The following is a 19728-nucleotide window of genomic DNA, read 5'->3' as shown; positions in this document are numbered from 1 at the left end:
AGGTGGCGGCTTCGGGACGCCGGTGGTTCCGGTTCCTTGTCCGCGCCTCAGAGCCAACCCGATGAAAGGCAGGCGGCCCAGGCATTTCCACCGGCAGAAGTAGCGTCGGGCATACTTCTGCCGGACGGTTCACCGTTCCTGCCGGGACCACGTCGATCAGGGGATGCACACGGATGGGCACCGGGACACCGGCTGACGGCGCCTTCGGCGCGCGCTTGCGCGCGCTGCGCACGGGCGTGGGGCTGAGCCAGGCGGAGCTGGCGCAGAGCGCGGGGCTCAGTGTGCGCGGGCTGTCGGACATGGAGCGCGGCACTTCCCGCGGCCCGCAGCGCCGGACCGTGCAGGCCCTGTCCGCCGCCCTGCGCCTGGACCCCGCGACCGCCCGAGAACTGGAGCGCCTCGCAAGCCTGGGCCGCCCCCGCCCGGCTCGCGCCGAAGCCCCCCGTCCGGCCGCCGCATCCCCCGCCGCCCGCGACGCCGCCACCGCACAGCCGCCGGCCCCCCGGGAGGCCGCGCACCACACGCTGGCCCTGCCCCGTGACCTGAACGACTTCACCGCCCGCGGCCCGGCCCTCGACCGGCTCCGGGCCCTGGTGGAAGACCTCGATCCGGCCCGGCCGCCGGTGGCCGTGGTCTGCGGACAGCCGGGCCTGGGCAAGACCAGCTTCGCCGTGCACGCCGCCCATGCCCTCGCCCCGCACTTCCCCGACGGGCAGTTCACCCTGGATCTGCGCGGCATGGATCCCTGCCCCGTCGCCCCCCGCGACGCACTCGCCCGGTTGCTGCGCGCCCTGGGCGTGGCGGAGGGTGCCGTGCCCGCCGGCACCGAGGACCGCGCCGGGCTGCTCCGTTCCGTCCTGCGCGAGCGGCGCGCACTGCTCCTGCTCGACAACGCCGCCACCGAGGACCAGGTCCGCCCTCTGCTGCCCGGCCACAGCCCCACCCTCACCCTGGTCACCAGCCGGCACACACTGGCGGGCCTCGAAGCCGTGCACCGCACCGAACTCGCCCTGTTGCGCCGTGAGGAAGCCGTCGAACTGCTCACCCGCATCATCGGCCCCGAACGCGTCCGTCAGGAGAGCCAGGCCGCCCGCGACCTCGCGGAACTGTGCGGACACCTGCCGCTGGCCGTACGCATCGCCGGGCAGCGCCTGGCCTCCTGCCCCGGCGAACGTCTCGCCAAGCTCGTCGACCGGTTCGCCGCCCACGAGAGCCGCCTCGACGCGCTGCGGGCCGGCTCCCTCCAGGTCCGCGCCGCCTTCGCGCTGTCCTATCAGCAACTGGACCCGACCGCCCGCACCGTCTTCCGCCGCGCCGCTCTCGCCGACGGCCCCGACTTCAGCCCCCGGACCGCCGCCCTCCTGGCGGGTCTGCCCCTGCGCCACGCGGCCGGGTACGCACAGGACCTCACCGACGCCGGCCTTCTCCAGCCCCACCCCAGCGCCGACCGTTACCGCTTCCACGACCTCCTCCGCCTGTTCGCCACCGAACAGCTGGACGAGGAGGACACGCCCGCCGACATCTCCCTCGCCCACGCCCGGACCGATGCCTGGATGCTGCGCCGGGCCACCGCCGCCGCCCGGCTGTTCACCCTCGAGCACCGCCCCGACGGCTGCCGCGACGACGAGAGCGGCGACCCCGACCCGGCCACCGCGCCGGCCGACCGCGACCAGGCCCACGCCTGGCTGGAGGCCGAACGGCCCCAGTGGCTCGCCGCCCTGCGCCGGACCCAGGCGGCCGGCCGCCACCGGGAGGTCGTCGACACCGCCGAGGCGATGCACTGGTTCTCCGACCGCACCTCGCACTGGGAGCTGTGGACGGAGGTCTTCGAGCGGGCCGTCGGCTCCGCCCGCGCCCTGAACAGCAGCCGCGACGAAACCGTCCATCTCAACTACCTCGCCTGGGCCCACAACACCTGCCTCCACGACCACGCCACCGCGCTGAGCACCGCGCAGGCGGCCCTGGCCCTGGCACGTGAGACCGGCGACCAGCTCCAGGTCGGCTGGGCCCACAACTACGCGGCCCTGGCTCTCGACAGGCTCGGACGGCCCGACGAAGGCATCGCCCACCTCCACCAAGGCGCCGACTGCCTCGGCCGGCAGACCGGCGCGCAGAGCCGGCTCGCCGAACTCTCCATCCTCAACGCCCTCGGCCGGCTCCTGCGCCAGGCCGGCCGCGCGGACGAGGCACTGACCGTCCACCGGCGCAGCGAGGCCCTGTGCCGCGCCGGCATCCCGGGAAAGCCCCACGAACTGATCGACCTGTACCGGGCATCGGCCCAGCAGCACATCGGCAACGACCTCGCCGCCCTGCACCGCTGGGACGAGGCCGAAGCACCGCTACGGCACGCGGTCGCCCGCTTCGAGGCAGCCCGTATGCCGGCCTGGAGCGAACCGGCCCGCCTCGACCTCGGCATCGTCCTGCGCCGCTGCCACCGGGCCGAAGAGGCCCGCGCCACCCTGACCGCCGCCTACGAGGGCCTCGTCCGGCTGAACCACCCCCGCCAGCTCGAAGCCGCCGACCTGCTGCGCCTGCTCGACGAAGCAGGCGGTTCGCTGACAGGAACCCGGTCGGAACGAGGCACCGGCGGAGAGTGACTGCGCCGTGTGAAGGTTCGGCGAGTGACTGCGCCGAGTGAAGGTCCTGTGCCGAATTCCAGTGGCCGACGAGCGTGGGCCCGGCCCCGTACGTCCCGTCCATCCAGCACCACGCATTCTGCCCGCACAGAATGACGTCGATTGCGGCTGATTGCAGTGTTCCGGCGCCAAAAGTGACGGCACTGGCGTCCCGGGCCCCACTCGTTATGGTGGCTTTGCCATGACACCGACGCACGCCCCGCCCAATCCGTACCGCCGATCGCAGTGAAACCGCTGGGGGACCACATGACCGCACGCCGCTCCCGCCGCTCAGCCGCCTGTGCGGCGATCGCCGTCGCGATGGCCGGATCGCTCGCTCTGACCGGCTGTTCCGGGAATGCGAAGAGCAAGAAAAGCGCGAAAAAGTCGTCTTCGAAGTCCTCGAAGTCCTCGAAGTCCTCGTCGAAGAGCAAGAAGAAAAAGATCGTCGGCGGGGGCGCGGCGGCGGGTGCCGGGGCGGCGGCCGGGTCGCGGAGTGCGCGGGCGTGCGGTCCGGGGATGTTTCGTTTCGAGGTGTATGCGCACGCGCCGAACGATCATGTCGTGATCAAGGCCGTGAACACCAGCAGCACCCGTTCCTGCCTGGTCCACCACCACCCGCTGATCCGCTTCGGCGGCGCCAAGGACCCGCTGCCGCTGCTCAAGGGCAGCAATGTCATGGGCGGGGACGTGGAGACCGTACGGCCCAAGGGGGCGATATGGGCGAGCGTTCCCACCGCCACCGCCGCCCAGAAGGGCAGTGGCAAGAAGACGTACGCGACGATCGAGTTCAGCGGCAGCGACCTGAACGGTGCCCCGAAGGGGCCGCCGCAGCGCGTCGACTTCCGTAACGCGCCGGTCGCGGTCGGCGCCTCCCAGGTCACGTACTGGCAGAGCACGCTGAACCGGGCGGAGAGCTACACGAAGCCGAAGGGGTGAGGGGCAGCGGTCCGGACCGGCGGCCCGGACCGCACCGCGTCACTCCGCGCTCGCCTCGTCCATCCCCGCCAGCACCAGCGCCAGCCGCCCCGTGCCGCCCTCGACGACGCGTACCGGGACGCCCCAGTCCTGCTGGTGCACGTGGCAGGCCGGGTACTCGACGGCCGGGTCGTCGTCGCAGGACGCCGCCATCGCGGAGACGTGCAGCACGCCCTCCGTCACACCGTCCGCCAGGACCAGCTCGCGACTGAGGTCGGTGTCCGCGCCGTCGCCGGAGGCCAGCAGTTCGGGCGGGGTCGAGCTGACGAGAAGGCGGGTGGACGGGCCGTAGCGGAGGTCCAGCTTCTGGCCCGCCGGGGCCTGGAAGATGACATCGAGGCTGAGCTTGCCGGGGCCGACCTCGGTCGCCGCGCGCTGCGTGCGGTGCGCGACGGACTCGACCCGTACGGCCTCCTCGGGCAGCCGCAGCCGGGTCAGGCGGTGCCGCGCCGACTCGACCACGATGATGTCCGGATCGCCGGAACCGTCGCCGCCGACGAGCACCGCGTCCGAGGGCTCGCGCAGGTCGGTGGCGAGGGTGGTGACCTGCCCGGTCGCCGGATCGTAGCGGCGCAGCGCGTGGTTGTACGTGTCGGAGACGGCGACCGAGCCGTCGGGCAGCGCGGTGACACCCAGCGGGTGCTGGAGCAGTGCCCGGGCCGCGTCGCCGTCGCGGTGTCCGAAGTCGAAGAGGCCGGTGCCGACCGCCGTGTGCACGACGAGGTCGGTGTCGAGCCAGCGGACCGCGCTGGTCTCGGAGTCGGCGACCCACAGCCGGTCGCCGCCCGCCGCCAGCCCGGACGGCTGCGCGAACCACGCCTCGGCCGCCGGGCCGTCCACCAGCCCCTCGTTCGTCGTACCGGCGACCGCCTCGACGGTCTCCGTGGCCGGGTCGTACGTCCACAACTGGTGCACGCCGGCCATCGCGATCCACAGCCGGTCCTGCCACCAGGCCACGTCCCACGGCGAGGACAGGTCCACCTCGCGGGCGGGCCCGGAGGTCGCCGAGCCCTGCCACCACTGCTTGCCGGTGCCGGCCACGGTCGCGACCTCGCCGGTCTCCGGGTCGAAGGTGCGGATCGCGTGGTTGACGGTGTCCGCGACGGCGACCTTGCCGTCCGGCAGCAGCGCCAGGCCCTGCGGCTCGCTGAAGGAGTCCGGGCCGAGGCCGCGCTCCCCGCTGCCGATCCGGCGCAGTACGGTCTCGCCGTCCGCGGCCAGCTCCACGAGCTGGTGCCGGGTGGTGTCGGAGACCAGGAACGTGCCACCGGGCAGGCGCAGTGCCTTGCCGGGGAAGCGCAGGTCGGTGGCGACCGGCTCCGGCGGTACGTACGGCCCGTCGCCGCGCCGCAGCGTCCCCTTCGCCTCGTGCTCCGCCTCCAGCTCCGCGACCAGCGTCTCGATGGCGTGCGCGTGTCCCTCACCGGCGTGCTGGGCGACGACGTACCCCTCGGGGTCGATGACGACGAGCGTCGGCCAGGCCCGTACCGCGTACTGCTTCCAGGTGGCCAGCTCCGGGTCGTCCAGCACCGGGTGCTCGACCTCGTACCGCTCGACGGCGTCGACGACGGCCTGGTGCTCGGCCTCGTGCACGAACTTCGGCGAGTGCACCCCGATGATCACCACGGTGTCCCGGTGCCGCTCCTCCAGCTCCCGCAGCTCGTCCAGGACGTGCAGGCAGTTCACGCAGCAGAAGGTCCAAAAATCCAGGATGACGATGCGTCCCCGCAGGTCAGTAAGGGTGTAGTCCTTACCGCCGGTGTTCAGCCAGCCGCCCTTGCCGATCAGCTCGGGAGCACGGACTCGGGCGCGGCGCGGGGTGTTCGGGGCGGGGGCGGCGTCGTTCATGGTTCAAGGGTGCCACTTGGGCATGAACACGCGGTCACGGGAGTACGACGCGCGGGGCGGCGGGGAGGACCGCTTCGCCCTCACGTCCACCCCGCCTCCAGCTCCGTCCCGTGGGCCGTGCGCATGTGCTGTTTGATCAGGACCCGGGCGTCCGTCTCGGCGCTGCGGTCGTGGGCGGCCGCCGCGCGGCGGCGGGCTGTGTTCAGGTGGGCGCAGCGGGTGCAGCCCGGGTCCGGGGTGAAGCGCCGTGTCGTCGCCGCGTCTGCCATGGGGTCATGGTCCGGGTGCGGTGGCCTGCGGAGGCGAAGGACCCGCGCAAGCTCCGTACAAGGTCACCTGGGTGCGCGGGCGGGGCGGGCGGCGGCGTGTCCCGGGGCGTACGGGCGCGTGGGGGCGGGGCGGCCGGGAACATGGGCGGCATGAAGTTTCTCGTGCACGACCGGATCTTCGGCATCGGTGACGATTACTGGATCGACGACGAGCACGGCCGGCATGCCTATCTCGTCGACGGCAAGGCGCTGCGGCTGCGGGAGACCTTCGAGCTGAAGGACACCGAGCGGCGGGTGCTGGTGACCATCCGCAAGAAGTGGCTCGCCCTGCGGGACACCATGACCCTCGAACGGGACGACCGGCCGCTGGCCACCGTCCGGCGCAAGCGGCTGTCGCTGCTGCGCAACCACTACCGGGTGGAGCTGGTGGACGGCACCGAGCTGGACGTCAGCGGCAAGATCCTGGACCGCGAGTTCGCCGTCGAGTACGACGGCGAACTGCTGGCGGACATCTCGCGTCGCTGGCTGTCCGTGCGGGACACGTATGCGGTGCACGTCGTGCGGGAGGACGCCGACGCGGCGCTGCTGATCGCCGTGGCGGTGTGTGTCATCCGGCTGGCGGAGCGGGAGCGGGGGGAGGACTGACGGCCGGGCGCCTCGCCTGCGGTTACGGGGCCTCCAGGCCCAGCACCCGGTCGCGCAGGGCCGGGAAGTCGGCGCGGGTCTTGGCCAACTTGGCCGGGTCCAGGTCGACGGTCAGCACTTCCTCGTACGGTCCGGCCTCCGCGAGGACCTCGCCCCACGGGTCGACGACGACGCTGTGGCCCGCCTGTTCGACGCCGCCGTTGGTGCCCGCGGTGCCGCAGGCCAGTACATAGCTCTGGTTCTCGACCGCGCGGGCGCGGGCCAGCAGCGACCAGTGCGCACGGCGGCGGGCGGGCCAGCCCGCGGGGACGACGAGGGTCTGCGCGCCGGCGTCCACCAACTGCCGGAAGAGTTCGGGGAAGCGCAGGTCGTAGCAGGTGGCGAGGCCCAGGGTGGTGTCGGGGAGCGCTACCGTGACCGGCGTGTCGCCGGCGCCCATCAGGACCGCCTCGCCCTTGTCGAAGCCGAAGCGGTGGATCTTGCGGTAGGAGGCGGCGAGCTGCCCGTCCGGGGAGAAGACGAGGGACGTGTTGTAGAGGGTGCCGTCGGGGGCCCGTTCGACGAAGGAGCCCGCGTGCAGCCAGACGCCGGTGTCGCGCGCGGCCTGCGACATCGCCTGGTGGGTGGGGCCTTCGAAGGGTTCCGCCGCGTCGGCGAACGTCTCGAACGCGAAGGCCCCGACCGGCCACAGTTCGGGGAGGACGACGAGGTCGCTGGTCGCCCGTTCGCGGATCAGTGAACCGGCCCGTTCACGGCGTGAATTGACTGGTTCCGCCGGGTCCACGTGCATCTGGATCAGTGAAGCGCGCACAGTACCACCGCCTAAGCATTCGAGCCGGTCCGCCGTCAAAATTCAGCCTACGATGGTCACCCGAAAGCGCTGCCGGGGTACCGGTGCGCAGCGTAACTTAACTGAACAGACCGCAGCCCGCGTACGAACCGTCCGAGGGGTCCCGTGACCGTCCATCCCAGCCTGCAGCCCTCCATCGACGCCTGGACGCACTCCATCGAAGCGATATCCGAGCTGGTCAAGCCACTTGTCGAGGGCGAGTGGAACCGGGCGACGGACCTCCCGGGGTGGTCCGTGCGCGACATCGTCTCGCACATCATCGGCCTGGAGAGCGAGATGCTCGGGGACCCCCGGCCCATCCACTCCCTGCCACGCGACCTCTACCACGTACGCACGGAATTCGCCCGCCGGATGGAGCTCCAGGTGGACGTCCGGCGGCACCACACCGGTCCGGAGATGACCGCCGAGCTGGAGTACATGGTCATCCGCCGCGCGCGGTCGCTGCGCAACGAGACCCGCGACCCCGAGACGGTGCTGCGCACCCCGCTCGGCGAGGACCGCACGCTCGCGTACGCCCTGCGGCAGCGGGCGTTCGACGTCTGGGTCCACGAACAGGACCTGCGCCACGCGCTGAACCTGCCCGGCAACCTCGACTCCCCCGGCGCGCAACTCACCCGGGACCTGCTGCTGCTCGCGCTGCCGAAGGTGGTCGCCAAGGACGCGGGCGCGCCCGCCGATGCGGCCGTGGTCTTCGACGTGGGCGGCGCGCTGGAGTTCATGCGGACGGTCCGGGTGGACGCGCAGGGCAACGGCACGATCGACGAGAGTGTCTCGCTCGGCCCGGCCGTGACGCTCTCGATGGACTGGGAGACGTTCTTCCGGCTGGCCTGCGGGCGGGTGCGGCCCGCCGCCGTCGCCGGGCAGGTGAAGATCGACGGCGACCGGCCGCTGGCGGACGCGGTGCTGGAGCACTTCGCGATCACGCCGTAGGGCTGCCCCGCACGGCCGTCGCCCGGCCGCTCACGCCGGTACGTGCACCGCCTCCACCCGGCTGGTCACCAGCCGCTCCCGCTCCCGCCGGTGCGCCGGCCCGCGCAGCCGCAGGATCTGCGCGACGCCCAGCGCCTCCAGGACGAAGACGGAGACGAACGCGATCCGGTAGTTGTCGCCGGTGGCGTCCAGCAGGACGCCGATGGCCAGCAGCGTGGTCATCGACGCGGTGAAGCCGCCCATGTTGACGATGCCGGAGGCGGTGCCCTGGCGCTCCGGCGGGTTGGCCGGGCGGGCGAAGTCGAAGCCGATCATCGAGGCGGGGCCGCAGGCGCCGAGCACCACGCACAGGACGATCAGCAGCCATACGGGCGCGTGGTCGGCCGGCCAGGCCAGCGTGGCCGCCCACAGCAGTGCGGTGGCGGCGACGGTGCCGAGCGCCAGCGGCGTACGGGCGTTGTGGTGGCGGGCGATGACCTGCCCGTAGACCAGGCCGACGACCATGTTGGACAGCACGACGAGGGTGAGCAGTTCGCCCGCTTCGCCGCGCGTCAGGCCCTGGGCCTCGACGAGGAACGGCAGGCCCCACAGGAGCAGGAAGACCATCGCCGGGAACTGGGTGGTGAAGTGCACCCACATGCCCAGCCGGGTGCCCGGTTCGCGCCAGGCGTCGGCTATCTGGCGCCGGACGTACGCGCCGCCGGTGTGGGTGGCGGGTGCCGGGGGCGGTTCGAAGCCCTCGGGGTGGTCCTTGAGGAAGGCCAGTACCAGGGCGAGGACGACGAAGCCGCCGGCCGCGCTGGCCACGAAGGTCGGCGTCCAGCCGAAGGTGTGCAGGAGGCGGGCCAGGACGAGGGTGGAGACGAGGTTGCCCGCCATGCCGATGAGGGCGGCGATCTGGGCTATCAGCGGGCCGCGGCGGGCCGGGAACCAGCGCGCGCCCAGCCGCAGCACGCTGATGAACGTCAGCGCGTCGCCGCAGCCGAGCAGGGCCCGTGAGCCCAGCGCCATGGCGTACGACTGCGACAGCGCGAAGCCGAACTGGCCGACGGTGTACAGCACGACGCCCAGGATCAGCACCTTCTTGGTGCCGAGCCGGTCGACCATCAGGCCGACGGGTATCTGCATGCCCGCGTAGACGAGCAGTTGGAGGATGGAGAAGGTGGAGAGCGCGGAGGCGTTGATGTGGAAACGTTCCGCCGCGTCCAGGCCGGCGACACCGAGGCTCGTACGGTAGGTGATCGCCACGAAGTAGACGGCGACGCCGATGCCCCAGACGGCCATGGCTCTGCGGCCGCCGGGCGGGTCGCCGGGCAGCAGGGTGCCCCGGCCCGTGGTGGTGCCGCTCATCGGACGTCTCCCTGCGCCAGGTTCCGCACCCAGCTGACGTGGCGGTGCACGGCGTCCACGGCCGCGGCCGCGTCGCCGGCGCGCAGCGCCTGGAGGATCTCGCCGTGCTCCGCGATGTTCTTCGCGATCCGGTCCGGGTTGGCGTGCATCACGGCGACACCCATCCGCAGTTGCCGGTCCCGCAGCTGTTCGTACAGCCGGTCCAGGATCTGGTTTCCGGCGCTGCGGACGATCGCGGCGTGGAAGCAGCGGTCGGCGACGGAGACGGCGGCGAGGTCGCCGGAAGCGGCCAGCTCCACCATCTTGGCGAGCTGTTCCTCCAGCTCGGCGAGGAGCGCGGGGGAGGCCGGCACGGCCTTGCGCGCGGCGTGCTCCTCGACGAGCAGCCGGGTCTCGACCACGTCCGCGATCTCCTGGGCGGAGACCGGCAGGACCATGGCGCCCTTCTTCGGGTAGAGCTTCAGCAGCCCTTCGACCTCAAGGCGCAGCAGCGCTTCCCGTACGGGCGTGCGCGACACGCCGACGGCCTCGGCCAGCTCCCCTTCGGTGAGCAGCACGCCGCCCTCGTAGTGGCGCTCCAGTACGGCCTGCTTGACGTACGCGTAGACGCGCTCGGCGGCGGGCGGGGCTTTGGCGGGAGCGGGGGCGGGGGCGTTCGTGGCGCGTGAGGTGTCCGGGGCAGAAGTGACCGGTGCGGCTGCTGAAGGCATGCGCACAGCATAGATACAACACGTATGCGTCAGGGAGGGCGGTCCGGGATGCGGACGGGGGCGGCGGCGGGGCGCAGGGGGCGCTCAGTGCTCGTGCGCCGACAGTTCCTCGTCGCGGTCCAGGGCGTACGCCCAGATCAGGTGCCGTACGCGGGGAGCGCTGCCGGGACGGGTCAGGCTGCGCGCCCGGATCTCCAGCTCCTGGTCCTCCTTGGTCCCGCGTTCCAGGTGCTGGCGCAGGTGTTCCCGCTCGGAGACGACGGTGAACGTTTCGAGGAAGAGCGTCGGGTCGTCCATGTCCTCGTACAGGCCCCACATCGTGGCGCCGGTCCGCCGCCGGGCCTGGCCGACCGGCCGCATGGCCCGGATGAACGCCTCCGCGTCCGGCCGGTCCACCCGCCACTCCACGATGACCAGGACGGGCCCGATGTTGCGGCCGGGCGTCTGCATGCTCTCCGGCTCGGGCCAGTGCTGGACGTGTTCCACGTCGATGTGGCCCGCGGGCATCGGCATCGTCCGCATGCCCATGACCGTGGTCAGCGCCAGCCCGATGCCCGCGATCACGAACGCGCTCTGCACGCCGAACCAGTCGGCCACCAGCCCCCATCCCACCCCGCCCACCGCCTGGCCGCCCATGAAGACCAGTTGGTAGTAGGCGAGCGCGCGGGTGCGCGCCCAGACGGGCAGCAGGATCTGGGCGGAGGCGGAGAGGGTGGACAGCACCGCCACCCAGGCCAGCCCCGAGATGATCAGTGCGACGGCGGCGACGATCGACGACGTCACCAGTCCGATCACGGCCATGGTGGCCGCGTAGAGGATCATCGCGACGGTGACCAGGCCGTTCGTCGTCGTACGGGGCCGTACCGCGGGCAGCGCCAGCGCGCCGCCCACCGCGCCCACCCCGACGCAGCCGAGCAGCAGCCCGTAGCCGCCCGCGCTCATGCCCAGCGGGCCGCGGGCGATCGCCGGGAGCAGTGCCCACAGCCCGCCCGCGAAGAGCATGAACAGCCCGGAGCGGCCGAGTACGGCGCCGAACTCCGGAGCCCTGCGGACGTACCGGGCGCCCGCGCGGATCGCGCCGCGTACGTGCTCCGAGCCCAGCGGCCGGTGGGTGGCGGGCCGCCGCCAGGCGTACAGGACGACCATGACGCCCAGGAAGGACAGCGCGTTGATCCCGAAGGTGGCCGCCGGGCCCGCCGCGGAGATCAGCAGGCCGCCGAGGGCCGGTCCGGCGGCCCGCGCGACGTTGCCGTTGGCGCTGTTGAGGAGGGCTGCCTGGGGGATCTCGTCCTTGGTGACCAGTTCGGGCTGGATGGCCTGGAAGGAGGAGATGCAGAAGGCCTCGCCGACGCCCATCACGGCGGTGAGCAGGAGCAGCGAGGTCGGGGTGGCCCGGTCGGCGGCGGTGACGGCGGACAGGCCGGCCGCCCCGATGAACATCAGCAGTTGCCCGCCGAGGAGCAGCCGGCGCTGGTCGAGGATGTCGCCGAGCGCTCCGGCGGGCACCACCAGCGCGAAGACCGGCAGGGTGGTGGCCGTCTGGACGAGGGCGACCTCCAGCGCTCCGCCACCGAGGTCGCCCATCAGCCACTGGGCGCCCACGGTCTGCATCCAGGTGCCCATGTTGGCGGCGAGCTGGGCGATCCACAGCGCCCGGAACATCCGGCGGCGCATCGGGGCCCACGCCGACGGTTCCGGACGAGCCGCCTCCGGAGGCGCTTCGTCCGGGGGCGGCTCGTCCAGCACGGGTGGCTGATTCACCGGAAACGTTCTCCTCGCCGTGGGCACCGACCGCTGTGTCCCTGTGTCCGTACCCGCGACGACTGCGGACGGTCCCTTACATCCCGAGATTCACCGGTCTGGGAGAGGGGGCGGCGGCTCCGGAGGGCGGCTGCGGACCGCGGCTCCCGTGGCCGGGTCCGCGCCACGGGCACCGGCCGCCGGGCCGGATCTGCCGCTGACGGCCGAGGCGGGCAGCCGGGTACCGATGCTGCGGTAGCGGACGGGCAGGGCGGCCATCTGCTCCGGACTGAGGCAGTTCTTGCCGTCGATGACCAGCCGCGGCTCGTACAGCAGGGCCGCCAGGGCCCGCCAGTCCGCCTCGATCGCCTGCGGCCACTCGGTGAGCACCACGACGGCGTGCGCCCCCTCGACCGCCTCCGTCAGGCCGGACGCCGGGCGGGCGCCGGGGAAGAGGCCCGCGATGGCGTCCGGGTCGGTGCCCGGGTCCCACACCCGTACGCGTGCGCCGTGGCCGAGCAGCGCCGGGACCACCGTGCGGCTGGGCGCCGCGCGCAGGTCGTCGCTCCAGGGCTCGTACCGTACGCCGAGCACCGCGATCTCCGCGTCCGCCAGGCCGTCGGCGGGCCCGTCGCCGAGTTCGGTGCGCAGCAGGTGGACGGCCAGCCCGAACTGGGCGTCGTTGACGGCGATGGTGGCGCGCAGCAGCGGGGTCGGCAGGCCCGCGGTGCTCGCCCAGTGGGCCAGCGCGTTGGTGTCCTTGGGCAGGCAGGAGTCGCCGTAGCCGAGGCCGGGCTGGAGGAAGGCGTGGCCGATCCGGGGGTCGAAGCCGACGCCCTGCATCACGTGGTCGACGTCGATGTCGGGGCCGCAGCACATGCCGGCCACCTCGTTCGCGAAGCTGATCTTCGTGGCGAGGAAGGCGTTGCTCGCGTATTTGATCATTTCGGCGCCGGACGGCGTGGTCTCGACCCACGGCGCGGCGATCCCCTCGTACAGCTCGCGCAGCGCCCGCAGACCGGCCTCGCCCCAGGTGCCGGCCACGATACGGGCGGGCACCGACCAGTCCTCCAGCGCGCTTCCCTGGTTCAGGAACTCGGGGTTGTACGCGAAGCGTTCCCGCAGTCCGGGGTACGTCTCGGCGAGCACGGCGCTCGTGCCGGGCGGCACGGTGGACTTCAGCACCACGCAGGGGGCGGGCAGCAGTTGCAGGACCTCGTCCAGTACGGAGGTGACCTGCGTCAGGTCGGCGGACCCGTCGGAGGCGGGCGGCGTGCCGACCGTGACGAGCACGATGTCGAACGGTGTCCGCCGGTGGGTCTCGGTGACGGAGCCGGAGAAGTCGAGCCGCCCGGTGGCCTGTGCGGCCGCGAGCTGCTCCGGCAGTCCGGGCTCGAAGACCGGGGCCCGGCCCGCGCCCAGGACGCGCAGCCGGTCCGGGTCCTGCTCGACCCCGGTGACGTGATGCCCTTGGTGGGCCAGGGCGACCGCTCCGGTCAAGCCCACATATCCCTGTCCTACGACCGCTACTCGCATCACAAATCAGCCCCTTCGGTCCTGCTGATTTGATTCGTCGCGCCCCCGGAATGGCGGATTCGTGCCGCGCGACGAGGCAATTGCTGCCAGTGTGCGGGGTGCGGTGCGAAGGCGCAGCCGGAGCCGGCCTCCCGTAGCGGAAAAGGCGTCCGGGGCAGCGGTTCCCCCACCGCCCCGGACGCCTTTCACTTCACCTGCCGGCCCGCTGCCTCGGGGCCGCGCGGTTCAGCGCTTCCCGTTCGTGCTCAGCGCTTCCAGTTCGTACCGACCGACACCAGCTTGTCCTTGCCGCAGTCACCGCCGAACGACCACGACCCACGGCCGACCCAGGCGCCGTTCTTGGCATAGGTCTTCCGCTTCTTGTTCCAGCACTCGGTCTCGGCACGCGCCTTGCCGCTCCACACGATGCAGCTCGCGGTCCACTTGTGCTTGCCGCTCTTCCAGTTGCCGCACGCGTAGTCGTTCGACTTGGCGCTGGCGGGCGAGGCCGTACCGAGCAGCATGCCGCCGACGAACACCGCGGTGGCCGCGATCCCGGCCGCCCGGCCGCGCTTTCCCGAAATCCGCATTCCCCGTGAACCCCGTTTCCGCCCGGAAGTGCCGGGCGTACGTACGCAAATGAACTCACCCGCACCAATGTGTGCGCGTGACCGGCCCGGCGCTTACCCGCGCGGACGCGTGATCATTGTCCCATGAAGGGGGCGGGAGTTCAGCCGTGAATCACCCCGGGAACAGCGGCACCCGGGCAGGGAGAAAACGCGGGAGGAGGCGCGGGGCGGCCCCCCTGCGCCGGCGGGCGGCCGGGCCGTTGACGGACCGCTGACCGGCCGCCGACGGACCGCCCGCCGGCGGGCCCGGCAGGTCCGCCCCTCAGGCCGCAGCCGTACCGCCACCCACCCCCGCCCCCTGCTCCGCGAGCCAGGACCGGTACCAGTCCACCGTCGCGCCGATCCCGGCGGGCAGCGGGGTCGGCGCCATGTCGAAGCGCCGCTCGAACGCGGTCGAGACCATCGTCTGCGCCTCGGTGTGCTGGTAGAACAGCTCGGCGTACTCCGCCATGAACGCCTCGTCGAACGGCCCCCAGGGGCGCGGTTCCGCCAGCACCTGCGTCTCGAACGGAACCCCGGCGCGCTCCCGCACGAGGGCCAGCACCTCGCGCATCGTGGGGGCCGGGGCCGTCGGCAGGTGCCAGGCCCGGCCGTACGCGTCCGGCTCCTGGCCGAGGCGGGCCAGGCCGCGGGCGACGTCGCCGATGTACGTGAAGCTGTGCGGCAGGTCCAGGTCGCCGAGAGCCAGGGCCGTGCCGCCGGTCAGGGCCGCGGGGAAGGCCGTGGCGCCCAGCGTCGAGTTGAGGACGCGCGGCCCGTAGAAGTCGGCGGCGCGGGCCAGTACGACCGGCAGCCGACCCGCCTCATGGGCCGCCAGGTACGCCTCGTCCAGCTCGGCCCGCATCCGTCCCTTACGGGAGGTGGCCCGCCACGGGGAGTCCTCGGTCAGCGGCACGCCGCCGGACGGGCCGTACGGGTAGAGGGTGTCCATCACCACCAGCCGGGCACCGGCCGCCGCCACGGCGTCCACGATGACCTTCTGGAGGGCGGGCATCACCTCCACCTGAAGCTCGTAGGCCACGTTGACGCAGTGGTAGACCACCGCGGCCCCGGCCACCGCCTCCCGTGCGGCGTCCGGTGATCCCAGGTCGGCGGCGACGGCCTCCGCGCCGGGCGGTCCGCCCCGGCCCGAGCGGTCGACGGTCCGTACGCGGAAGCCCTGCCGGAGCAGTTCCTCGGCCAGCGTGGTCCCGGCCGGGCCGGTACCGAGGACGACGTGCAGCGGGCGGGACGACGTGACGGCGGACATGCGGAACCCCTGTCTTCGAAGGAACGGCGGAAGAACGGCAGGCGGAACGGTGACGCGGCGTGCCACGCCACGGCGCTCGGCGCTACCGGCCCTCACTGTAGCTATACCCTCTAACCAAATCTACAGCCGATCGCATTTCCGTTACCCTCCACACGAAGAGCCCGCCCCGGTCCCCGTCCCCGCTGGAGCCGCACCATGTCCCCCTCCACCACCGACCCCGCCCAGACGCCACGCCAGCGCTACCGCGCCCAGGTCCAGCAGGAGATCAAGCAGACCGCGCTGGCCCAGATCGCGGAAGGCGGCATCGAGGCGCTGAGCATCAACGCCATCGCCAAGGCCCTCGGCATGTCGGGCCCCGCGCTCTACAAGTACTTCCGCAACCGCGACGACCTGCTCACCGCGCTCATCAGCGACGGGTACGAGGACGCCGCCGAGGCCGTCCGCACGGCCGCGCACCGGGCCGCCGACCGGTCACCGCGCGAGCGTCTGCTCGCCCTCGCCCACGCGTACCGCGACTGGGCCCTCGCGCAGCCGCACCGCTACCTGCTCCTCCAGGGCACACCCGCCACGACGTACGAGGCCCCCGCCCACACCACGGACAGCGCCCGCGCGGTCATGGGCCCGTTCCTGGCCGTCCTGGCCGAGGGCACGCCGTGGCCGGCCGCCGAACCGCTGTACGACGAGGTGCGCGCCTGGGTGACGGACACCCCCGCGGTCGCCGAGTGGGCCGCCGCGTACGCCCCCACCGCCGACGACCCGGTCCCCGCGCTCGCGGCCTCCGTGCTCGCCTGGTCCCGTATGCACGGCATCGTCAACCTCGAAGTCCAGGGCAGCTTCCAGGGCATGGGCCACGACTCCGCGACGCTCCTCGCCCTCGAAATCGGCTCACTGGCCGACGCGGCGGGGTTGCCTTCCGGCGCCTGACACCGCACGGAAAAGGGCCTCGGCGATGTCCATCGCCAAGGCCCCACACGGCGGCGACGCTGCGCCGCCGAGGGGGAAGAGTTGAGACCTATCCGATGAGTCCCACCGGGGCCTTGCCGCCCGACTGAAGGCAGGTCGTAGGTCGCAGGCCTTCCGGTCAGGACCGGCGCACGAACAATGGCTCATTTTGATTTAACGTTCAACCTATGTAGGGGGCATGCTGATGGGAGCAACGGAGACCGCCCCGGTCTCCGGTTCAACACCCCAGCCGATCAACGGAGATGACCCACATGAGCCAGGCCCTGCCGCTCCGTCTTCACCACCACGCATGGATCACCGACGACCAGGAGGCCAACCGGCACTTCTACGAGGACGTCATCGGCCTGCCTCTGGTGGCCACATGGACCGAACGCGAGGTGCTCTCCGGGGCCGAACGCGCCTACAGCCACACCCTCTACGGCGTGGCCGACGGCAGCGCGCTCGCCTTCTTCCAGTTCGCCGACCCCGAGGACCAGGAGGAGTTCAAGACGGACCTCAATTCCACCCCCGTGCGCCACATCGCCTTCAAGGTCGAGACGGAGACCCAGGAAGCCATACTCCAGCGCGTCAACGCGGCCGGCTACGCCGATGCGAACGCCCACGTACTCGACCACGGCTTCTGCGTCTCGCTGTACGTCACGGACCCCAACGGGCTCATCCTGGAATTCGCCGTCGACCACCCCGACGTGGAAAAGATCGACGCCGAGCGACGCGCCACAGCCCACGCCGACCTCGCCCGCTGGCTCGCCGGCGACCACACCAGCAACAACCACTGGCGCTGAACCTGCTGCCGCACCGGACTCTCCAACGGACGGAGTTCGGCACGGGAAGGCATCCAGGGGCGCAGATTCACACGGCGGGGTCCGCCGCGCGTATCTGTCCGTCGACGACGGCGGATCGGAAGGCCAGCCATTCGCGGTCGCCGAAGAGCAAGGTGCGTCCTGCCGGTTTCTTCGAGTCGCGGACCGCCACGATCGACGGGACGTTGGTGGCGACCTCGACGCACTCGCCCCCGGCGGGACTGCTGTGGCTCGACTTCACGAATCGGAACGCATGCACGGCTCACAACTCCTTTCGCAAGGTATCGATCAAGGTGACCGAGTCGTCAGTCGTGAGGCTCAACTCGACTGCGCGGTCGAAGAATTCCCTGTACAAGGCGCCGTCACGCTCGTGCTCGACCCATACGGTCGACGTGATGCCGTCGATGTGGACCACGTCCACCGCACCTGGTTCAGCAAATGACACGATGTTGAAGGGGCTCGTGATGCAGGGATGAGCGCCTGCATCATACGGCGATACCTGCAGTTTCACATTGGGCAACGCAGCCAGGTCCAACAACCGGACCAGTTGGTCACGCATGACCTCGGGGCCGCCCACCAATTGCCGGAGTGCGGCTTCCCAGATCACGGCGTGCACTTGCAGCGGCCGCTCGCTGGTCAGCCTCGCCTGCCGACGCATCCTGATTTCAACGGTTCGCTCGATCTCGTCGGGCCCCTGCCAGGCCCCGCTACCCGCCCCGAGGGCTCGGGCGTACTCAGGCGTCTGGCACAGCCCGGGGATCAGCGACACCTGCCAGTTCCGGACCTGGCTCGCCGCGTCCTCCAGGGCGACGTATTCGGCCAGAGCCCCCGCGTTCGGCGAATGGCGCCACCACCCCTTCGCCCTTCGTCGCTCCCGATCCAGCTTCGCCAGGCCCAGCAGCCGTGCCACCGTATCGGCATCATCCGTACCGTAGAGATGACACAGCGCACGGATGTCCGGATCTCGCACCGGGACCAGCCCGCGTTCCAACTTCGCGACCTTGGGGACCGAGGCGGTCAGCGCCTCTGCCGCGTGGGCTTGGCGCATTCCGCGCGCCTCGCGCATCCGTAGCAGCTCCCCGCCCAGCCTGCGGCCCAGCACCGTCGAGATCGAGGTGCCCCGTTCAGGTCGCTCGTCCGCCATCTCTCGCCCCTTACCGTCGAGTTGGCCAACCTACTGTGTGTAAAAGTTTCTGCGTGTGCGACTTGCGGCGCCACGCAGAGTAACACTACCGTCTGTGTCCACTCGCTCGCACAGCGAGCACGTTGGCACTCCGACGGAGGCGATCAGCCATGCCCGTTCCTCAACTCCCCCACCTCGTCCACGAGGACAAGCTCGACTACACCCCCACCGCCCGCAGCGTCTCCCTCGCCCGGCGGCGGGCCGCGCGGCTGGTGGCGGAGTGGGGGCAGGCGGAAGCCGCCGGGGATGCGGCGTTGATCGTTTCGGAGTTGGCCACCAACGCGCTGCTGCACGGGACGCTGCGGGGGCGGCTCTTCCGGGTGCGTCTGGTGATGAGCGCGACGATGTTGCGGGTCGAGGTCAGTGATCCGCGGGGGGAGCGCGTGCCGCGGAAGAGGCGCGGGGTGGCCTCCACGTCGGGGCACGGGCTCGTGCTCGTCGACGGCCTCGCCGACCGGTGGGGGATCGAGCCCCGTACGGTCGGCAAGACGGTGTGGGCGGAGGTGGAGCTGGGGGTCCGGGCGCGCGCCGTCAAGCGGACATGCGGCCCTGCGCGATCAGGCGGTTGACCACCCGCGCATGAGCCGGCGCGCAGCGCTCGCGCGCCTCGTGGCGGTCGAACCAGGCGTATTCGGCGATCTCGCGGCCGGGGACGGGCGTGATGTCCTGCGGGCCGCCGGTGAAGCACGTCATGTGGAGGCGGCGGCCGGCGTTCACGCCGTGCGCGGTGGCGTGGACGGTGAAGGCTTCGGTGAGGTCGGCTGCCGGGACCGTCAGGCCCAGTTCCTCGGAGAGTTCGCGGGAGAGGGCCTCGGACGCGGTCTCGCCCGGTTCGTACTTGCCGCCGGGCAGGTAGAACGTGTCGTTGCCGCGCGTACGGACGCTGAGCAGGCGGCCGTCCCGTACGTGCAGCCAGCCTACGGAGCGCAGCGGCGCCGGGCGTTCGAGAGCGACCAGGGTTTCGCCGGTCGCCTCGTCCGTGCGGCGGGCGCGCTCCGTGAAGCCGAGGTGGGCGTAGAACGCGCGGGCCGCCTCGTTGCGTTCGAAGGCTTCGAGGGTGAGGGCGCCGTGGCGGGACGCGGCGTGTTCGAGGAGCTGGGCGCCGATGCCACGGCCCTGCGCCTCGGGGGCCACGAACAGGCCGCCGATCTCGGAGCCGAGCAGCCCCAGGAGGGCGACGACCGTGCCGTCGCGCTCGTCCTCGGCGACCCAGTTGTCCGCCTGGACCAGGTAGACCTCGCGGACCTCGCGCGCCCGTTCCCCCGTTCCCTCGCCCTCGATGAACGGGTGGGCCCGGCGTACGGCGCGGGACCACAGGTCCATGACGGCGGGCTCGTCCGCCGGACGGTAGGGGCGGATGATCGTCGCGCTGCTCATCCGGCCGACGGTAGGCGGGGCGGGCGGGGGCGGCAACTTCATTTCCCGGGGAGGCGAGGACCGGGCCCCCTTCGCGC

General features: G+C 72.0%; 19 protein-coding genes. 7 read left to right on the top strand and 12 right to left on the bottom strand.

All coding sequences use genetic code 11. The features are described 5' to 3' along the window. Positions 1-173: 173 nt before the first annotated feature. Together AB0A97_RS23890 and AB0A97_RS23885 are read left to right on the top strand one after the other, a co-directional pair. Positions 174-2597 carry a helix-turn-helix transcriptional regulator gene (locus tag AB0A97_RS23890; protein ID WP_361153331.1) on the top strand — a complete coding sequence of 808 codons (2424 nt, stop codon included), beginning with the start codon at positions 174-176 and terminating at the stop codon, positions 2595-2597. A 285-nt stretch (positions 2598-2882) separates the two neighbouring features. Continuing rightward, positions 2883-3554 (top strand): DUF4232 domain-containing protein, encoded by a 672-nt coding sequence (locus AB0A97_RS23885; RefSeq protein ID WP_361153328.1) that lies wholly within the window; start codon positions 2883-2885, stop codon positions 3552-3554. A 39-nt stretch (positions 3555-3593) separates the two neighbouring features. On the opposite strand, the gene AB0A97_RS23880 is transcribed toward AB0A97_RS23885, so the two are convergent. Both AB0A97_RS23880 and AB0A97_RS23875 read right to left on the bottom strand, forming a co-directional pair. Then, positions 3594-5441 (bottom strand): NHL domain-containing thioredoxin family protein, encoded by a 1848-nt coding sequence (locus AB0A97_RS23880; RefSeq protein WP_361153326.1) that lies wholly within the window; start codon positions 5439-5441, stop codon positions 3594-3596. 80 nt (positions 5442-5521) lie between these two features. Then, positions 5522-5710: a hypothetical protein gene (locus AB0A97_RS23875; protein WP_361153323.1), complete on the bottom strand. Its 189-nt coding sequence runs from the start codon at positions 5708-5710 to the stop codon at positions 5522-5524. Between the two features lie 150 nt (positions 5711-5860). Here AB0A97_RS23875 and AB0A97_RS23870 point away from each other — a divergent pair, with 150 nt between their 5' ends. Continuing rightward, positions 5861-6355: an LURP-one-related family protein gene (locus AB0A97_RS23870; protein WP_361153320.1), complete on the top strand. Its 495-nt coding sequence runs from the start codon at positions 5861-5863 to the stop codon at positions 6353-6355. A 22-nt stretch (positions 6356-6377) separates the two neighbouring features. Here AB0A97_RS23870 and AB0A97_RS23865 read toward each other — a convergent pair whose 3' ends face one another. Next, a complete protein-coding gene (locus tag AB0A97_RS23865; protein ID WP_361153317.1) occupies positions 6378-7166 on the bottom strand; it encodes a carbon-nitrogen family hydrolase in 789 nt (262 codons plus the stop codon). Between the two features lie 144 nt (positions 7167-7310). Between AB0A97_RS23865 and AB0A97_RS23860 the strand changes: the two genes are divergently transcribed. Continuing rightward, positions 7311-8135 (top strand): maleylpyruvate isomerase family mycothiol-dependent enzyme, encoded by an 825-nt coding sequence (locus AB0A97_RS23860; protein ID WP_361153314.1) that lies wholly within the window; start codon positions 7311-7313, stop codon positions 8133-8135. 30 nt (positions 8136-8165) lie between these two features. On the opposite strand, the gene AB0A97_RS23855 is transcribed toward AB0A97_RS23860, so the two are convergent. From AB0A97_RS23855 to AB0A97_RS23830, 6 genes are all read right to left on the bottom strand, one after another. Continuing rightward, positions 8166-9485, bottom strand: a complete 1320-nt coding sequence (locus AB0A97_RS23855; protein ID WP_361153312.1) for an MFS transporter — start codon at positions 9483-9485, stop codon at positions 8166-8168. Continuing rightward, entirely contained in the window at positions 9482-10195 is a 714-nt protein-coding gene (locus AB0A97_RS23850; RefSeq protein WP_361153309.1) for a GntR family transcriptional regulator, read from the bottom strand. The genes AB0A97_RS23855 and AB0A97_RS23850 overlap by 4 nt, the downstream gene beginning before the upstream one ends. Positions 10196-10279: 84 nt before the next feature. Further along, positions 10280-11956, bottom strand: a complete 1677-nt coding sequence (locus tag AB0A97_RS23845) for an MFS transporter (RefSeq protein WP_361153306.1) — start codon at positions 11954-11956, stop codon at positions 10280-10282. Positions 11957-12046: 90 nt separating this feature from the next. Beyond that, positions 12047-13471 carry a UDP-glucose/GDP-mannose dehydrogenase family protein gene (locus AB0A97_RS23840; protein WP_361153304.1) on the bottom strand — a complete coding sequence of 475 codons (1425 nt, stop codon included), beginning with the start codon at positions 13469-13471 and terminating at the stop codon, positions 12047-12049. Positions 13472-13716: 245 nt separating this feature from the next. Beyond that, positions 13717-14040 (bottom strand): hypothetical protein, encoded by a 324-nt coding sequence (locus tag AB0A97_RS23835; RefSeq protein WP_361153301.1) that lies wholly within the window; start codon positions 14038-14040, stop codon positions 13717-13719. A gap of 301 nt (positions 14041-14341) precedes the next feature. After that, positions 14342-15328: an NAD-dependent epimerase/dehydratase family protein gene (locus AB0A97_RS23830; protein WP_361153299.1), complete on the bottom strand. Its 987-nt coding sequence runs from the start codon at positions 15326-15328 to the stop codon at positions 14342-14344. 195 nt (positions 15329-15523) lie between these two features. On the opposite strand from AB0A97_RS23830, the gene AB0A97_RS23825 reads away from it, so the two are divergent. Both AB0A97_RS23825 and AB0A97_RS23820 read left to right on the top strand, forming a co-directional pair. Next, positions 15524-16252, top strand: a complete 729-nt coding sequence (locus AB0A97_RS23825) for a TetR/AcrR family transcriptional regulator (protein WP_361153297.1) — start codon at positions 15524-15526, stop codon at positions 16250-16252. Between the two features lie 290 nt (positions 16253-16542). After that, a complete protein-coding gene (locus AB0A97_RS23820; protein ID WP_361153294.1) occupies positions 16543-17073 on the top strand; it encodes a VOC family protein in 531 nt (176 codons plus the stop codon). Positions 17074-17140: 67 nt separating this feature from the next. On the opposite strand, the gene AB0A97_RS23815 is transcribed toward AB0A97_RS23820, so the two are convergent. Further along, positions 17141-17350 (bottom strand): DUF397 domain-containing protein, encoded by a 210-nt coding sequence (locus tag AB0A97_RS23815; RefSeq protein WP_361153291.1) that lies wholly within the window; start codon positions 17348-17350, stop codon positions 17141-17143. A gap of 3 nt (positions 17351-17353) precedes the next feature. Then, positions 17354-18235, bottom strand: a complete 882-nt coding sequence (locus AB0A97_RS23810) for a helix-turn-helix transcriptional regulator (RefSeq protein WP_361153288.1) — start codon at positions 18233-18235, stop codon at positions 17354-17356. Between the two features lie 149 nt (positions 18236-18384). On the opposite strand from AB0A97_RS23810, the gene AB0A97_RS23805 reads away from it, so the two are divergent. Beyond that, complete coding sequence (locus AB0A97_RS23805) at positions 18385-18843, top strand: ATP-binding protein (protein WP_361153285.1); 459 nt, start codon at positions 18385-18387, stop codon at positions 18841-18843. Here AB0A97_RS23805 and AB0A97_RS23800 read toward each other — a convergent pair. Beyond that, on the bottom strand, positions 18806-19651 hold the full coding sequence (locus tag AB0A97_RS23800; RefSeq protein ID WP_361153283.1) for a GNAT family N-acetyltransferase: 846 nt from the start codon (positions 19649-19651) through the stop codon (positions 18806-18808). The genes AB0A97_RS23805 and AB0A97_RS23800 overlap by 38 nt on opposite strands. Between the last annotated feature and the right edge of the window lie 77 nt (positions 19652-19728).

It is taken from the genome of Streptomyces sp. NPDC045470, assembly GCF_040646595.1.
GTDB lineage: Bacteria > Actinomycetota > Actinomycetes > Streptomycetales > Streptomycetaceae > Streptomyces.
This window is presented reverse-complemented; position numbering and strand designations above follow the sequence as displayed.

Bases quoted from the DNA above. Each gene is read 5' to 3' on its own strand.
- AB0A97_RS23805 (WP_361153285.1), top strand. From the start codon at position 18,385: ATGCCCGTTCCTCAACTCCCCCACCTCGTCCACGAGGACAAGCTCGAC.
- AB0A97_RS23820 (WP_361153294.1), top strand. From the start codon at position 16,543: ATGAGCCAGGCCCTGCCGCTCCGTCTTCACCACCACGCATGGATCACC.
- AB0A97_RS23835 (WP_361153301.1), bottom strand. From the start codon at position 14,040: ATGCGGATTTCGGGAAAGCGCGGCCGGGCGGCCGGGATCGCGGCCACC.
- AB0A97_RS23890 (WP_361153331.1), top strand. From the start codon at position 174: ATGGGCACCGGGACACCGGCTGACGGCGCCTTCGGCGCGCGCTTGCGC.
- AB0A97_RS23870 (WP_361153320.1), top strand. From the start codon at position 5,861: ATGAAGTTTCTCGTGCACGACCGGATCTTCGGCATCGGTGACGATTAC.
- AB0A97_RS23800 (WP_361153283.1), bottom strand. From the start codon at position 19,651: ATGAGCAGCGCGACGATCATCCGCCCCTACCGTCCGGCGGACGAGCCC.
- AB0A97_RS23830 (WP_361153299.1), bottom strand. From the start codon at position 15,328: ATGTCCGCCGTCACGTCGTCCCGCCCGCTGCACGTCGTCCTCGGTACC.
- AB0A97_RS23880 (WP_361153326.1), bottom strand. From the start codon at position 5,441: ATGAACGACGCCGCCCCCGCCCCGAACACCCCGCGCCGCGCCCGAGTC.
- AB0A97_RS23850 (WP_361153309.1), bottom strand. From the start codon at position 10,195: ATGCCTTCAGCAGCCGCACCGGTCACTTCTGCCCCGGACACCTCACGC.
- AB0A97_RS23885 (WP_361153328.1), top strand. From the start codon at position 2,883: ATGACCGCACGCCGCTCCCGCCGCTCAGCCGCCTGTGCGGCGATCGCC.
- AB0A97_RS23855 (WP_361153312.1), bottom strand. From the start codon at position 9,485: ATGAGCGGCACCACCACGGGCCGGGGCACCCTGCTGCCCGGCGACCCG.
- AB0A97_RS23810 (WP_361153288.1), bottom strand. From the start codon at position 18,235: ATGGCGGACGAGCGACCTGAACGGGGCACCTCGATCTCGACGGTGCTG.
- AB0A97_RS23875 (WP_361153323.1), bottom strand. From the start codon at position 5,710: ATGGCAGACGCGGCGACGACACGGCGCTTCACCCCGGACCCGGGCTGC.
- AB0A97_RS23840 (WP_361153304.1), bottom strand. From the start codon at position 13,471: ATGCGAGTAGCGGTCGTAGGACAGGGATATGTGGGCTTGACCGGAGCG.
- AB0A97_RS23825 (WP_361153297.1), top strand. From the start codon at position 15,524: ATGTCCCCCTCCACCACCGACCCCGCCCAGACGCCACGCCAGCGCTAC.